The 14103-nt window shown below is 68.5% G+C and carries 13 protein-coding genes; 4 read left to right on the top strand and 9 right to left on the bottom strand.

Annotated features, from left to right (window positions below):
- A complete protein-coding gene (locus NOCJ54_RS0104215) occupies positions 1-1341 on the top strand; it encodes a 2-hydroxyacyl-CoA dehydratase subunit D (RefSeq protein WP_028654482.1) in 1341 nt (446 codons plus the stop codon).
- 26 nt (positions 1342-1367) lie between these two features.
- Entirely contained in the window at positions 1368-2270 is a 903-nt protein-coding gene (locus NOCJ54_RS23795) for an acyl-CoA dehydratase activase (protein WP_232221674.1), read from the top strand.
- Positions 2271-2352: 82 nt separating this feature from the next.
- Here NOCJ54_RS23795 and NOCJ54_RS0104225 read toward each other — a convergent pair whose 3' ends face one another.
- Positions 2353-3975, bottom strand: a complete 1623-nt coding sequence (locus NOCJ54_RS0104225; protein WP_028654483.1) for an AMP-binding protein — start codon at positions 3973-3975, stop codon at positions 2353-2355.
- 139 nt (positions 3976-4114) lie between these two features.
- Here NOCJ54_RS0104225 and NOCJ54_RS0104230 point away from each other — a divergent pair, with 139 nt between their 5' ends.
- Both NOCJ54_RS0104230 and NOCJ54_RS0104235 read left to right on the top strand, forming a co-directional pair.
- Positions 4115-4903, top strand: a complete 789-nt coding sequence (locus NOCJ54_RS0104230; RefSeq protein WP_028654484.1) for an SDR family NAD(P)-dependent oxidoreductase — start codon at positions 4115-4117, stop codon at positions 4901-4903.
- A gap of 140 nt (positions 4904-5043) precedes the next feature.
- Positions 5044-5685: a PaaI family thioesterase gene (locus NOCJ54_RS0104235; RefSeq protein WP_198020096.1), complete on the top strand. Its 642-nt coding sequence runs from the start codon at positions 5044-5046 to the stop codon at positions 5683-5685.
- Positions 5686-5701: 16 nt separating this feature from the next.
- On the opposite strand, the gene NOCJ54_RS0104240 is transcribed toward NOCJ54_RS0104235, so the two are convergent.
- The 8 genes from NOCJ54_RS0104240 to NOCJ54_RS0104275 form a co-directional block, all read right to left on the bottom strand.
- The gene (locus NOCJ54_RS0104240) at positions 5702-6559 is read right to left on the bottom strand and encodes a PaaX family transcriptional regulator (protein ID WP_036516784.1); all 858 of its coding nucleotides are present in this window, start codon (positions 6557-6559) and stop codon (positions 5702-5704) included.
- Between the two features lie 56 nt (positions 6560-6615).
- Positions 6616-7347: a FadR/GntR family transcriptional regulator gene (locus NOCJ54_RS0104245; RefSeq protein ID WP_028654487.1), complete on the bottom strand. Its 732-nt coding sequence runs from the start codon at positions 7345-7347 to the stop codon at positions 6616-6618.
- 86 nt (positions 7348-7433) lie between these two features.
- The gene (locus NOCJ54_RS0104250; RefSeq protein WP_028654488.1) at positions 7434-8651 is read right to left on the bottom strand and encodes an ABC transporter substrate-binding protein; all 1218 of its coding nucleotides are present in this window, start codon (positions 8649-8651) and stop codon (positions 7434-7436) included.
- 41 nt (positions 8652-8692) lie between these two features.
- Entirely contained in the window at positions 8693-9391 is a 699-nt protein-coding gene (locus tag NOCJ54_RS0104255) for an ABC transporter ATP-binding protein (RefSeq protein WP_028654489.1), read from the bottom strand.
- Positions 9388-10086, bottom strand: a complete 699-nt coding sequence (locus tag NOCJ54_RS0104260) for an ABC transporter ATP-binding protein (protein ID WP_028654490.1) — start codon at positions 10084-10086, stop codon at positions 9388-9390. The genes NOCJ54_RS0104255 and NOCJ54_RS0104260 overlap by 4 nt, the downstream gene beginning before the upstream one ends.
- Entirely contained in the window at positions 10073-11206 is a 1134-nt protein-coding gene (locus NOCJ54_RS0104265; protein ID WP_157514787.1) for a branched-chain amino acid ABC transporter permease, read from the bottom strand. The genes NOCJ54_RS0104260 and NOCJ54_RS0104265 overlap by 14 nt, the downstream gene beginning before the upstream one ends.
- A gap of 29 nt (positions 11207-11235) precedes the next feature.
- Positions 11236-12090, bottom strand: coding sequence for a branched-chain amino acid ABC transporter permease (locus tag NOCJ54_RS0104270; protein ID WP_028654492.1), 855 nt, complete (start codon positions 12088-12090; stop codon positions 11236-11238).
- A gap of 148 nt (positions 12091-12238) precedes the next feature.
- Complete coding sequence (locus NOCJ54_RS0104275) at positions 12239-14101, bottom strand: AMP-binding protein (RefSeq protein ID WP_198020097.1); 1863 nt, start codon at positions 14099-14101, stop codon at positions 12239-12241.
- Positions 14102-14103: the final 2 nt, after the last annotated feature.

The following is a 14103-nucleotide window of genomic DNA, read 5'->3' on the forward strand; positions in this document are numbered from 1 at the left end:
ATGACCACCACCGCCGCACCCGCCCCGGAGCGGGCACGCCGACTGGCCGCAACTCGCAATGGCGGCCAGATGGTTGCCGAGTACTGGGAGGACCTGTTCACCGCACGCGAGCGCGGCAAGCAGATCGTCTGGTACAACGGCGGCGCCATCAACCCGATCTTCCAGGCCGCCGGCCTGGCCTGGTGCCACGGCGAGGCCTTCGCGGCCCGGCTCGCGGCCCAGCAGCTCGAGGGGCCAGCGCAGCTGGCCGGCGCTGAGTACGGCTACAACGCCGAACTATGCTCCTACTCGCGCACCCACCTCGGTTGTGCCGTCCTGACAGTCCAGGGCGACGAGGGAGCCAACACCGGCGTGGTCGGAGCCCACGACCAGGCCGAGCTCGCGGCGCGACTGCCTGCCCCCGACTTCTTCGTCAACAACTACGCCGGCTGCAGCACCGGGCAGCAGTGGGATGAGATCTCCTACCGGGTCTTCGACAAGGAAGTGCCGATCTTCAACATCTCCCACCCGTTCCTCTGGGGGAACAGGCCAGACGCGGGCTACCTGAAGGGCGAGGAGTGGGAGTCGGCCTCGCACTACGTGCGTGACCAGCTGGTCGATCTCATCGCCTGGCTCGAGAAGCGGACCGGTAACCCGTTCGACTGGGACATGCTTCGTGAGTCGATGACCTACATCAAACGCGCTGCTGAGCTTCGCCGGGAAGGACTGGAGCTGTGCAAGTCCACGCCAGCGCCGGCAACCTTCTGGGACTGGATCTCTGCCATCGCCCCGATCAACTTCCTCCCGGGGAACCAGGAGCTCGTCGACTACTTCCAGTCGGTTCGCGACGAGATCCAGCACCGGCTGGACAACGGGATCTCCGGCGTCGAGAACGAGCGTTACCGGGTCTACTTCGACGGCATCATGAACTGGAACAAGCTCGGGTTCCTCTCGCGAAAGTTCGCCGAGCACGGTGTCGCCGTCGTTGCCGGCCGCTACATCACCAACGCCTTCTGGCAGGAGCCGCAGCTCATCGACACCGAGGACCCGCTCCTGGGCATGGCACAGCACTACCTGCTCTGCCCGACGAACCACGGGACGCGTACCCTCGACTACCTCACCTTGCGGGACTGCGAGGAGTACGGCGTTGACGGCATCGTCTTCCACTCCACGCGCACGTGCCGCGCCTTCACCGGACCCCAGCGCCTGCTGGCCCGCTCCGCGCAGAACACCCTCGGCATCCCGTCGATCTTCTTCGAGGGCGACGTCGCGGACGCGTCCTTCTACAAGGACGAGATCCTCGAGAGCCGCCTGACCGCGATGCTCGAGGCGATCGACGTCAAGAGGGCACAGGCATCGTGACGACCACGACCCAGGCATACCTCGGGGTGGACCTCGGTTCCACGACGGCGAAGGCTGTCGTCATCGACGAGAGCGGCACGATCCTCGCCGCGAGCACCGTCGCGATGGGGGCGGTGTCACGAGCAGGGATGCGCCGTGCGGTCGACGAGGCGCTGTCAGCAGCTGGCCTGTCCGCTGCAGACCTCGCTGGCACGGTCTCGACCGGGTACGGGCGGCGGCTGGTCCCGGGGGCGCAGCGGAGCTTCACGGAGATCACCTGCCACGCACGTGGCACCTCGGCCATGGTCCCCGGGTGCCGGCTGGTCATCGACATCGGCGGGCAGGACTCCAAGGCCATCACCGTGGACGACCACGGCATGGTGCAGGAGTTCGCGATGAACGACCGCTGCGCGAGCGGCACGGGTCGTTTCTACGAGGTGCTCGCCCAGGCGATCGAGGTCCCGCTGGAAGAGGTGGGCGAGCTCGCCCTGCAGGGCTCCAACGATCTCGAGATCTCGACCATGTGCGCGACCTTCGCCGAGACCGAGATCGTCTCACTGCTTGCGCGGGATGCGCCGATCGCTGACATCGCCGCGTCCGTGCATCGTGCCATCGCCTCCCGAACGCTGGCTCTCGTCGCACAGGTTGGTCGCCACACCCCCGTGGTCCTCACCGGCGGCGTTGCCCGGAACCCGGCAGCGGTCGAGTTCCTGGCCCGGGCGCTCGACACCGGCGTACTCGTGCCCGAGCACCCACAGATCACGGGCGCGTACGGCGCGGCACTCCTCGCTCGCGACGCAGGCCGCCGAGGACGCCAGGTGATGGACGACGTCGCCGGGGCCGACGACCTGTTCCCCCGCCCGCCCGAGACGCACTCCTGCGGCTCGTGCGATGGCACGAGCAGCACCGGCGCCGTCGCCCTCGGCCTGCCTGTGCGACTCGGCGGCTGAGGCGCCAGCTTCTGTACGGCAAAGGCCCCGGCGGAGTTCCCGCCGGGGCCTTTGTCATGGCACCCTGTCCGCCGGTTGGGCGTCAGCCGGTGGGCTGGCGCACCTCGTCGAAGACGAGCGTCCCCGCCCTCATCTGGTCCCTGAGCACGAACTTCTGGATCTTCCCGGTGGGCGTCATGGGCAGGTCCTCGACGAAGGCCCAGTGCGTCGGGGTCTTGTGCGGCGCGATCTGCTTGCGCACGAAGCTCGTCAGGTCCGCGACGCTCGGGCGTTCGTGCCCGGGACGCAGGCGGAGCACGGCACCGACCTGCTCACCCCAGTGGTCGTCAGGAACCCCGATCACGGCCGCAGTCTCGACCGCGGGGTGGTCCAGGAGGACCGCCTCGATCTCGGCCGGGTAGAGGTTCAGCCCACCGCGCAGGATCATGTCCTTCACCCGGCCGGTGACCTGCAGGAAGCCTCGCGCGTCCATCTGGCCGACGTCCCCCATGTGCAGCCAGCCGTCGGCGTCGATGGTCTCGGCGGTCTCGTCCGGCATGTCGTAGTACCCGCGCATGTTCTGGTAACCGCGGACACAGATCTCTCCCTGCGTCCCGGTAGGCACGGGAGAGCCGTCGGTCGGGTCCGCGATCTTGACCTCGAGCTGCGGCAGCGGCTGTCCCACCGTGCCTGCCTGGTCCTCCGGGGCATCCGTCACCCGCGTCTGGCTGATCACACCGTGCGTCTCGGTCTGCCCGAAGAGGATGCTGAACCCGCAGTCGAGCTCCCGGATCGTCCGGCGCACCAGGGCCGCCGGCACCGCGGCCGCACCACTCAGGATCGTCTTCACCGAGGAGAGATCACGCTTCCCCGCGTCCGGGTGGTCGAGCAGCGCGATCAGCATCGTCGGGACCACCAGGCTGTGCGTTCCCCGATGAGCCTCGATCGCCTCCAGCAGCAGAGCAGGGTCGAAGCCCGGCAGTAGCACGAAGGTGCCTCGCTTGGCCCAGGCGCCGAAGGATGTCACCGCGCCTCCCCCGATGTGGTACATCGGCATCGCATTCACGTAGACGTCGCCGTCACCGAAGGCAGCACGCTCCGCCACGAACGTGGCCTCGTTCACCAGTCCCATGTGATGGAGCATCGCTCCCTTGGGGAAGCCGGTCGTTCCCGACGTGTACTGGACCTGGATGATGTCCTCGGGGTCGATGTCCGGCAGCGCCAGCTCCGGGTCGACGTTGTCGATGAACGTGTCCCAGTCCGAGAAGGAGTGGACCTCGCGCAGCTCCGGGAGGTCCGCACGGATGCTGTCGACCATCGACCGCATGTCGAAGCCGCGGTGGCCATCGACGCAGAACACGGCGGCGGCACCGGACTGGCGGAGCACGAAGGCCATCTCACGGGTGCGATACGCCGGGTTGAGTGCGACGAGGACCATGCCGGCCAGCGCGACCCCGTGCTGGAGCACGACCCACTCACCACTGTTCGGCGCCCAGACCGCGATGCGGTCCCCGGGGGCGTAGCGCAGCAACAGCGCCCTGGCCACCCGCTCGGCGTCGCGGAGGAGCTCGGCGTAGGTCCAGGCGCGGCGCCGGTCGGGATCAGGTCCGTAGTCGACCAGCGCCGTGCGCTCAGGCACGGTGGCGGCCGCATGACGCAGCAGGTCGCACACGGTCGTCGCTCGGACGTCCCCGGGTTCTGCGGGCCAGTGGGATTGGGTCAACATCTGCGCTCTCCTGTAGTTCTCTGCGTCTCTCTGCCAAACGGATGGGTCGAGTGACCCGCGTCACGCCACACTACGAGCGCGACGCTATACGATCAAAGAAACTCAGTCACCATTTCTGTAGAAAACAACAGGAGGGCCCATGCCCGATCCACTCGTCCGAGGCTATGCCGAGTCCGCCGTCCTCATCGCCGGTGGAACCTCGGGGGTAGGGCTCGCCACCGCCATCGGGTACGCCGAGGCCGGCTCCCGGCGCATTGCGCTTCTCGGGCGCAATGAGGAGCGGGGCAACGCGGCGCGTGAGTCGGTCCTGAAGCGGTTCCCCAGCACCCGGGTCGAATTCATTCCCTGCGACGCCGGCCGGGCGGACGAAGTCGACCGGGCCGTCGCCCTGGCGCACGAGCAGCTCGACGGGATCGACGTGCTGGTCAGCTCCGTGACCGCGGCCTACCGACCCGAGCTGCTCCACCGGACAGCACCTACCGACCTGGAGTCGATCCTGGTGGCCCAGGCAGTGCCTCCGATGCTCCTCACCCGCGCCGTCCTTCCCTACATGCGCGAGCAGGGAGGCGGGAGCATCGTCAACATCGCATCTGACGCAGCCAAGGTCCCGACTCCCGGCGAGGCGGCGCTGGGCGGCGCGATGGCCGCCATCGTCATGTTCAGCCGGGTTGCGGCGCTGGAGGCGAAGCGTGACGGCATCCGGGTGAACGTGCTGACTCCCTCCCTGATCGCCGGCACCCCGACGGCAGCCAACGTCCTCAGCGACGGTTTCAGCAAGAAGCTGTTCGAGAAGGCTGCGGAGCAGGCTCACCTCGGCGTGGCGGAGCCGACGGACCTGGCGGCCATGGCCGTGTTCCTCGGTGGCCCCTCGGCGGCACGCCTCACCGGTCAGGCCATCAGCGTCAACGGAGGGATCTCGGTCGCATGACCTCCGCGGCCTCGACCACCGTCATACCCTCAGGCCCGGAGGATGCCTTCGGGGTGGGAGCGGTTGTGCCCGGTCCGCGCGGTGTCCGCGGCACCATGCCCATGGGTCCGAGGTACCGCGGACCGGATGGCCGGCCGTCCGTGGGCGCGCTGGGCGTGCTCGTCGATGACGTGACCGGGTACACCGTCATCGAGGGCCTCATCGGGAGCTCGTGGTCGGTCAGCACCGAGATCTGGCTCGATGTCCTTGCCCCGCTCCCCGCGACGGACGCCCTCGTGGCCCGTGCCAGGCTCCTTCACGCAACCAACGTCTCCGCCTTCACCGAGGGGTGGGTCCGCGACTCGACCGGCGCGATGGTCGTTGCGTGCCGTCAGCGCGGACGCGCCCTGGCGGAAGACCCGACCGACCTGAGGCCGTCGTCGTACGAGCTGCCGGGCGCAGCGGAGGACGTGAGCACTCTGCTCGGGCTCCGCACGCTCGGCGCCGATCGCACGAGCCTGGAAGTGGTCCCCCTGCTGGAAAATCCCCGACACATGCTGCACGGCGGCGTCACCATGTGTGCCGCCGAGGTCACTGCCGTCCAGAGCAGGCTGGCGGCGGGCGTGGACCTGCCCACCACCTCCCTCCACACTGCCTACACGCGAGGGGTGCCCGCCGGCTCGACTATCGAGTTCCGGGCCTCGACCCGGCATGCCGGTCGTACGTTCTGGGTGACCGAGGTGGTCGGGGTGGTCGATGACAGGATCACCTCGGTCTCGACTGTCTCGGCGCAGGTCCTCTGAGGTGGGCTGATCCTGATCAGCCCACCCCGTCCACGATCTCCCAGAAACGGGTGTGTGCCGACTCCGCCCACGCACTCCTCCGCTCCCTGAGGAGGCGCGCACCCTCCCGTCCGACCCACTCCGGCAGTAGCGCACCGGGGAGCTGGGGATCTCGACGCATGAAGCGCTGCTGGAGGTTCAACAGGTCGAGGTAGGTCAGCATCACCGCGTCGGCGCCCTCGGGCTGCGGCGCGCCCTCCTCCTGGTCGAGGAAGCGCTCGTACTGCCCCGCAAGCTCCGCGAGGTCCCAGGACCGCTCGACCAGATCGGCGTCCGACATGCCAATGCCGACTGTGGGACCAGTCGTCGCGACGGCCGTGTTCTCCAGTCCAAGGTCGCGGATCAGCCGGCTGAGCTCAGGGGATCGCTCGTGGTGGGGACTCACCCACAGCCCGGGGGTGGGATTACCCATGCCCAGCCAGTCGAGGCCGCCATAGAGGCGCTTTCGGGTCGTCCGTTGCTGCTGAGGCACACTGACGTACAGCATGAGCCAGCGCCCGTCCCACTCGTCCTCCGCCGCGAGGTAGGCCTCTGACCGCCGAACACCTTCTGCGATGAGCTCCTGACCCCGCGCCGCCAGTCGCCATCGCACCGACCGTCCGACGCGCTCGCGCTCGAGCCAGCCAGCGGCTGCGGAACGAGCAAGCACCTGGCGTCCGGCATGGTCCTCCACGCCCAGCCCACCAAGCACCCTGAGCAACGCGGTCGTCCACGCGCCCTCCGGGCGGTCAGGCAACATCTCCCCCGCCAGCGTGAGCAGCAGTGATCGCGCGCTGGGCGGTGGGAGCAGGGGCGTTGCTCCACGCCGGCTCGGCAGCACCAGTCCTTCGGCCATGAGGACATGCAACCAGTTGGGGGAACCGCGCCGTCCTCCGGCTTCCTCCAGGGCGCTCACTGCGTGGCGAACCGGGTCCAGGTCAGACCCCGGTCGACCTCCTCGCCAACCGCGTCCACGTAAGCCCCTACGTGCTTGGACATGCGCTGGCGGGCGAGATCCTCGTCGCCCGCACGGATTGCACGTGTGATCGCCTCGTGCGCCCGACACGTGTCACGGCGCACCGTACGGTCCACGACGCCCACATGACCCGTGGAGTCGTAGATGATCTCGGCGAGCGCCTCCATCAGACCCGCGAGCAGCTCGTTACCGGAAGCCCGGGCAACTGCCATGTGCCAGTCGACGTTCGCGCGCAGGAAGGTGCTGACCTCGTCTGCCGCCGCCATCGCTCGACAGCTCCTGTCCATGTCACGCAGCTGATGGTCGGTACGTCGGAGCGCCGCCAGGCTCGCGCACGCCGGTTCGACCGTTGCTCGCGTCTGCAACAGTGCCGCCAGCGACACCCGCGTCCCGCGGGCCACCAGGCGGGCTGACGCCGCGAGCTGGTGCCCGTCAGGCCGCCGAGCGATTGCGCCGCCGTCCCTGCCGGCCCGGATCTCGACGAAGCCCCTGACCTGGAGGACACGTAGCGCCTCGCGCACCGAGCTGCGACTCAGACCGGTCTGGGCAACCAGGTCGCGCTCGGCCGGGAGGTGGTCGCCTTCGCGGATCTCACCATCGATGATGCGCCCCGCCAGGCTCTCAGCGAGGACATCACTCGCCTTCGGCACGCGGAGCGGTGTGAACACGGCGCCTGCACCACCCCGCCCGGAGTCGGACGGGGGCGGCGCCGTGCCGAAAGGGACGCTCATCGGATCCACCCCCGTCCTCGTCCTCAGTCCAGCTTGCAGGCCGGGTTCGGCGACGGGTTGTTGGTCGCAGCCGGGATGGCTGCCGTCGCAACCAGCTCCAGACCCCCGCCGGCGGTCTTCTGGACCGTGCCTACATACGTCGGCGCCTCGATCTGGTGATCCTCTGCCCGCATGGTGACCTCGCCCTGGATGGAGTCGAAGGTCAGGCCCTCGAGCGCCTCTGCCACGTCCGCGGGTGCGATGCTTCCCGCCTCCTCGATAGCAGCGAAGATGGCCTGCATCCCCAGGTAGCCGTTCCCCACGTTCTCAGCGGGCGGGTGCCCCTTCTCCGCCGCGTAGGACTCGACGAACGCCTTGGTGGCTGGGTTGTCAGCCGTAGGGATCCAGCTGTTCGTCCCGAGAGCACCGACCAGCCGCTCGTCGCCGAGCGCCTTCAAGGTGGCGGCCGAGAGCCCCGTGTTCACCAGGACCGTCTCGTACTTCTGCAGTACCCCGAACTGGAGAGCCTGCTTGAGGAAGTTCACGACGTCACTGCCGGCCAGGGAAACGACGAGCCCACCCTTTCCGCTGAGCTGGCTCAGGTGACTGCCGAAGTCGGTCGTGCCCAAGGGGGAGAAGAGCTTGACGTTGAGCTTGCTGTCCTCCCCTTTGAGGGTCTTCTCGATCCCGGCGGTGCTCGCCTGGCCGAACGAGTAGTCGGCGGCGATGCTGTCCCACTGCGGCAGCTTCTCCTCGGTCAACCAGTGTGCGATGGTGTTGACGCCTGCCGTGTCGTTCGCGGTGACCCGGAAGTACCTGGGTGTGCAGGACTTCCCGGTGAGGTCGTCACTCTGACCCTGGGTACCGATCATGAGGGCGTCCCAGGCCTCCAGCTTCGGAGTCACCGCCGCCATCTCCGGAGAGGAGACCAGTCCGATGATGAAGCGGGCATTCTTCTCCTGCACCAGGCGCTGGGACGCGGTGAGGGCCCCCTCTGCAGTACCGAGCGAGTCCGCGAACTCCAGCTCGATCTCGTGACCGTCAATGCCGCCGTTGGCGTTGGCCTCGTCCGCGGCGAACTGGATTCCTTCCCGCTGTTCCTCGCCGTACTCGGCGTAAGGGCCCGACTGCGGGGTGACGACCGCGATGCGGATCGGGCCGTCGGCGTCCTGCTTCGATGTGCTGGCAGCGCCGCCGCTGCAGGCCGCGGTGGCCAGGGTTAGCGCGCTCAGCGCGACACCCAGTCGTAGCGACTTCTTCATTGGATCTCCCATCAGTTATCGACTGTTGCCGTCGTGGAGGGTCAGACTCCGACGAGCTCGCGGAGCGAGTCGGCGGAGGTTGTTTCGATGGATCCCTCAGCGACCGTCTCGCCCTTGAGCAGGACGGCGTACCGGTCTGCGAGGCGGGTCACGAGGTCTAGGCGCTGCTCGATGAGCAGCATCGACGTCCCCGCTGCCTTGAGGGCAGCGAGGCAGTCCCCGAGAAGGTCGATGACGACCGGGGCGAGGCCTTCGGACGGCTCGTCGAGGAGCAGGACCCGGGGGTTCGACATCAAGGCACGACCGATAGCGAGCATCTGCTGCTGACCACCGCTGAGCTGCGTCCCTAGGGAGCGACGGCGCTCGCGCAGGTCCGGGAACATGTCGAACACGCTCGCGAGGTCCCACGGGCCCTTGCGGTTCGGGGCCGTTCCGATCACGAGGTTCTCCTCGACGGTGAGCGTGGGGAGGATCCACCGACCTTGAGGCACCAGCGCCGCTCCGAGGTTTGCTGCCTCGTGCGGCGCGCGACCGCGGAGCCGCCGTCCCCCGATTTCGATCGTCCCGCCCCGCAGGTTCGCGATCCCGAACATGGCGTTGAGACTGGTCGTCTTGCCTACGCCGTTGGGTCCGAGCAGGGCGAACGACTCCCCCTCGGCGACATCGAAGCTCAGACCGTCGAGGATGAGGGCGTCGTCGTAGAAGGCGCGGACGCCGTCGAATGTCAGGACGGTGGTCATGCGGCACTCCTTCCGAGGTATGCCTCCATCACCCGGGCATCGCGACGCACGTCCTGAGGGTCACCGTCAGCGATCACGGCCCCTTGCTCCAGGACGGTGAGCCGGTCACAGACCCGGTAGACGACCTCGAGGTGGTGCTCGACCAGGACGACGGTGGTCCCGCGGTCCCGCACGAGCTCGGCGAGGTGGTCCGCCAGCGCGATGCTCTCCTCCCGCGACAGCCCGGCAGCCGGCTCATCGAGCAGGACCAGCGCCGGGGAGCCGATCAGGGCGAGCGCGATGTCGACCCGTCGCTGCTCGCCGTACCCGATCTCCGCGGGTGTGTGGCGCAGGCAGCCCTCCAGGTCGAGGGCGCGCACGACGGCGTCCACGTCCGGCTCCTTCAACAGGCCTGCCGCGACGTCCAACTGGTCGGCAACGGTCAGCTCGGGGTAGACGCTGATGCGCTGGAACGAGCGCGCTATGCCCAGGTGCCGACGGCGTGGCGCCGTCATCCTGGTGACGTCGCGCCCGCGGAACCGGACAGATCCGGACGTCGGGCGTTGCCGTCCCGAGACGAGGTCGATACACGTGCTCTTCCCGGCACCGTTCGGTCCGATCAGGCCGTGGATCGTCCCTTCCGTCACCTCGAGCGACACGTTGTTGACGGCCTTGACGCTTCCGTAGGCGAAGGTCAGGTCCTCAAGTTGCAGCACGGCTGCCTCCTCGGTTCGAACTCGAATCGGACGTCCTGGACTCGCGGCGGAGCAGTGACGCGGCGGCCTTTCCGACGCGTTCCAGGATCTCGGTGCACCCACCGGGGGCGAGGAGGACGACGGCGATCAGCACCGTGCCGATGACGGCCTGGTAGTGATCCCCGCTGCCCGCCAGGTAGTTCTGCAGGAGGACGAACAGCACGGCGCCCAGGGGCGGCCCCAACACGCTGCGTACTCCACCGATGACCGCGACGATGAGGGCGAGGCCCGACGTGGACCAGTACAACGCCGTCAACGACATGAAGCTCGTCGTCACGAGGTTGAGGGTCCCTGCAATGCTCGCCACCAGGCCGGAGGCTGCGAAGGCGGCCACCCGCGGCCAGTAGGTCGCATAACCCGAGAAGCGCATGCGCTCCTCGTTGTCGCGGATCGAGGCGAGGCGTCGTCCCCAGGTGCAGCGACTGAGGAACCACAACACGGCGACGGTCAGCATCAGCACGCCCCACACGACCGGCCACGCCTCGACCGGGTTCCCGTACAGCATCACGTCCTTCCCGAGCAGCGTCCCTTCGAGCTGCACGTTGAGACCGTCAGCGCCCCGGGTCACCGAGTGCATCTGCCCCCCAGCGACCCAGACCAGCATCCCGATGGCGAGGGTGAGCATCGCGAACGCGATGCCCGGAGCCCGGATGGTCAACAGGCCGACCACCAAGGCCGCAAGGGTTCCGAGGCCGATGCCCACCACCAGGGTCAACCCGATGGGCAGGGCAGTGTGCTGCGCGACGTAAGCCGTGCCGTACCCGGCGATCCCGTAGAACGCAGCGTGGCCGAAGCTCAGCTGGCCGGTCTGCCGGAGCAACCAGCCGATGCTCAGCGCCAACAGGCCCAGCACGACCGCCTGCTGCGCCAGGTGGAGTTGGTAAAGGCTGATCACCCAGGGCGCCCCCAGACCGGCGACTGCCAGCGCCAGCCATCCGAGTGCTTGCCAACGGGCGGCGCGTCGAGCACGCCGCATTGTCGCCGCCACCCCGTCCGGCAGGATGCCGGGCGAGCGCGGTGCATGCTGGCTGCGGGAGTCCTGCGGCCCGGCAGCACCGGACACGTCGTTCGCCGCGGTCACCTCGGCGCTCCTCTCTACGGCCTGTCCAGTCACAGCGCGGTCCTCCTTCCCGCGATCCCCTGGGGCCGTACGAGGAGAACCCCGAGCATCAGCAGGTACGGCACGTAGGCCGAGAAGGTCGGCGCCTGCACGGTGGCCAGTGCGTGGGCGAGGCCGACGAGCAAGGCTGCGATCATCGGGCCACCGATGCTGCCGAGCCCACCCACGACCACCACGATGAAGGTGGTGATCAGGATCTCGGTCCCCATGGCCGGGGAAAGGGTGAGGTAGGGGCCGGCGAGCACGCCCGCCAACCCCGCGAGCCCGAAACCGAGCGCGACGACGGTCCCGCTGACGCGGTCGACGTTCACGCCCATGGCGCCGGTGGTCGTCCGGTCGTCTCCGGCAGCGCGGACGAACAAGCCCGTGCGGGAGAACTTCAGCCACGCGATGAGGGCAGCGCACACGAGCAGACCCATCGCAATGACGAACAATCTGTAGGTCGGATAGGTGGCCAGCCCCAGGTCGGTGCTTCCCTGAAGCGCGGAGGGCGGGTCGATGGTGTGCGCCCTGGTCCCCCACGTCGTCTGGATGACGTCCGCCACCACGAACGTGATGCCGAAGGTCAGCAGCACCATGTCGAGCGGGCTGCGTCCGCTCAGGTGGCGCAGGCCGAACCTGTCAACGAGGAGTCCCGCTGCAGCAAGCAGGACGGGAACGGTGACGAGCGCCAACCAGAACGAGGTCCGGTCCGTGATCGCCATGGCGACGTAGGCCGCGAGCATGTAGATCGCACCGTGTGCGAAGTTGACGACTCCTCGCAGGCCGAAGATCAGGGCCAGGCCCGAAGACAGGACGAGGAGGAGGACGCCGAAGGCTAGGCCGTTCAGCACCTGGACGAACATGGAGCCTCCATGGGTGTGCAAGATGGGCGGACGTGGGTGGGGGAGGTCAGGCAGGATCGACTGGCCACGGACATACGTCGTCCGGGGCGGTTGAGGCGGAGGCCGCTGACCTAGAGCGGCCCTCGAGCGCAGGAGAGACCGAGCGAGGTCATCGCGCCGTCTCGGCGACGTGGATGCGCGACGCGAACGTGAATCCGACCAGGGCTTCCCGTAGCTGGCGTCCGGCGAGTTCATCGTGCACGACGGTGTCAACCACGAGACGCCGACCGCCGCGGTCGATACTGATCTCCGCCCGCGGATCGAGGCCGCGGGCTATCTCGCGAACGACGCGCAGGATCGCGTCGTCTCGCAGGGCGGGCTTCGAGACCTTGCCTACGGGAGTGAGCGGAATCCGATCGAGGACGACGACCTCGACGGGCACAGCGGCACGTTCGTGCACACGGGTGCGGCAGTGGTCGAGGAGCTCTGCGGGGTCGAGGTCGATACCTTCCCGTGCCTCGACGTAGGCGATGGGAAGCTCGCCCTTCATGAGGTCCGGACGGCCCACAGCGGCAGCCAGGTGCACCCCCGGGTGCGCGGCGAGCGCTTCCTCGACCTCGCGAGGATCGATGTTGTGCCCGCCCCTGATGATGAGGTCCTTGGCCCGGCCGAACACCCACACGTAGCCGTCGTCGTCCACGCTGCCGAGATCTCCGGTGTTGGCCCACCGCCAGGCTCGCGGGAGGTCGTCCGGCAACCCCGTCGGGAAGAACTCACGGTCCAGGTCGGGGTCGAGGTACCCGGCAACCGTCGTCGGGCTCCCGATCAGGAGAACGCCTCGTTCGCCAGGCCGACAGTCGCGAACCCACCGCCCTTCTTCGTCGAGCTCCACGGACTTCACACGAACGAACGGAAGCGGCTGTCCGACGGAGCCGACCCTCGGTTCGCGTTGTTCACCGAAGTGGCCGGTCGTGGTCCCGTGAAGCTCCGTCATCCCCCAGTTTTCGCGCAGCCAGATCCCGAAGCGCTCGTGGAATCCTCGGACGAGCTCCATCGGGACAGCGCTGCCGCCGCAGTGGAAGTCGCGCACGACGCATCCACTGGAGCTGCCCTCACCGTGCAGCAGCGCGAGCGCTGTCGTCGGCGTCGCGAGAACGGACGTCACCCGGAAACGGCGCGCGACGTCCCAGAACGACTCCACCACTTCCGGCGCGCGAAATCCCGCCTGGGTCAGTGTCAAGAGCGTCCCACCGAAGAGGAGGGTACGAAGCCCCAGCGAGATGCTGCCCCCGCAGTGGAAGTTGGGCATGCCGTGCGCCGTGACCGTGTCGGCCTCGTTGCCCATCAAGGCGCCGACGTTCCAGGCGACCCGCAGCTGCCCCGCCTGGGACATCCGCACGAGCTTCGGCGCTCCCGTCGTCCCCCCGGTAGGCATGACCAGGGCGTCGCGCCACGGGTCCTCGTCCGCGACGAGTGCCACTCCACGGCCGTGCGGCAACAATCTGGTGGCGAGGTCCCGATCTGGTTCGACATCGTTCACCAGCAGGACCTCGACCAGGCCCGGAGCGGCCACTCGGAGGGCGCTCAGGCCGCCCTTGGCTTCGAGGATCGCCCGGGTCGTGAGGAGGACCGTGGCGGCAGTGCGGTTGAGGACCGCCGCGACGGGTTCGAGGTCGAGGAACGGGTTGAGGGGCACGGCGACACCCGCCGCCTGTGCACCCCAGAGCGCCGTGAGCCCCTCGGGGATCATCGGCAGCATGATCCCCACCACGGACGGACGCGCTCCGGCGACGGTGTGGAAAAGATCGGCTGATGCCTCGACGTCAGCCACCAAGTCCTGGTAGGTGAGCGTGGCGGTCGGCGTCAGGAGGTCTGGCGCCTCGACCTGGATGACGGCGGGCTTGTCGGGGTCCGTCGCCGCAGCGTGGCGAAGGCACCCAAGGATGGTCCCCGCGGGAAGCAGATCCGACGGACGGTAGTTCGACTCGATGTCGACGACGTCTGCAGCGCTCCGGATCCGCCGACGCAGCACTC

The sequence above is a fragment of the Nocardioides sp. J54 genome, from assembly GCF_000519005.1.
Taxonomy (GTDB): Bacteria; Actinomycetota; Actinomycetes; order Propionibacteriales; family Nocardioidaceae; genus Nocardioides.

Bases quoted from the DNA above. Each gene is read 5' to 3' on its own strand.
- NOCJ54_RS0104215 (WP_028654482.1), top strand. From the start codon at position 1: ATGACCACCACCGCCGCACCCGCCCCGGAGCGGGCACGCCGACTGGCC.
- NOCJ54_RS0104250 (WP_028654488.1), bottom strand. From the start codon at position 8,651: ATGAAGAAGTCGCTACGACTGGGTGTCGCGCTGAGCGCGCTAACCCTG.
- NOCJ54_RS0104240 (WP_036516784.1), bottom strand. From the start codon at position 6,559: ATGGCCGAAGGACTGGTGCTGCCGAGCCGGCGTGGAGCAACGCCCCTG.
- NOCJ54_RS0104255 (WP_028654489.1), bottom strand. From the start codon at position 9,391: ATGACCACCGTCCTGACATTCGACGGCGTCCGCGCCTTCTACGACGAC.
- NOCJ54_RS0104270 (WP_028654492.1), bottom strand. From the start codon at position 12,090: ATGTTCGTCCAGGTGCTGAACGGCCTAGCCTTCGGCGTCCTCCTCCTC.
- NOCJ54_RS0104225 (WP_028654483.1), bottom strand. From the start codon at position 3,975: ATGTTGACCCAATCCCACTGGCCCGCAGAACCCGGGGACGTCCGAGCG.
- NOCJ54_RS0104230 (WP_028654484.1), top strand. From the start codon at position 4,115: ATGCCCGATCCACTCGTCCGAGGCTATGCCGAGTCCGCCGTCCTCATC.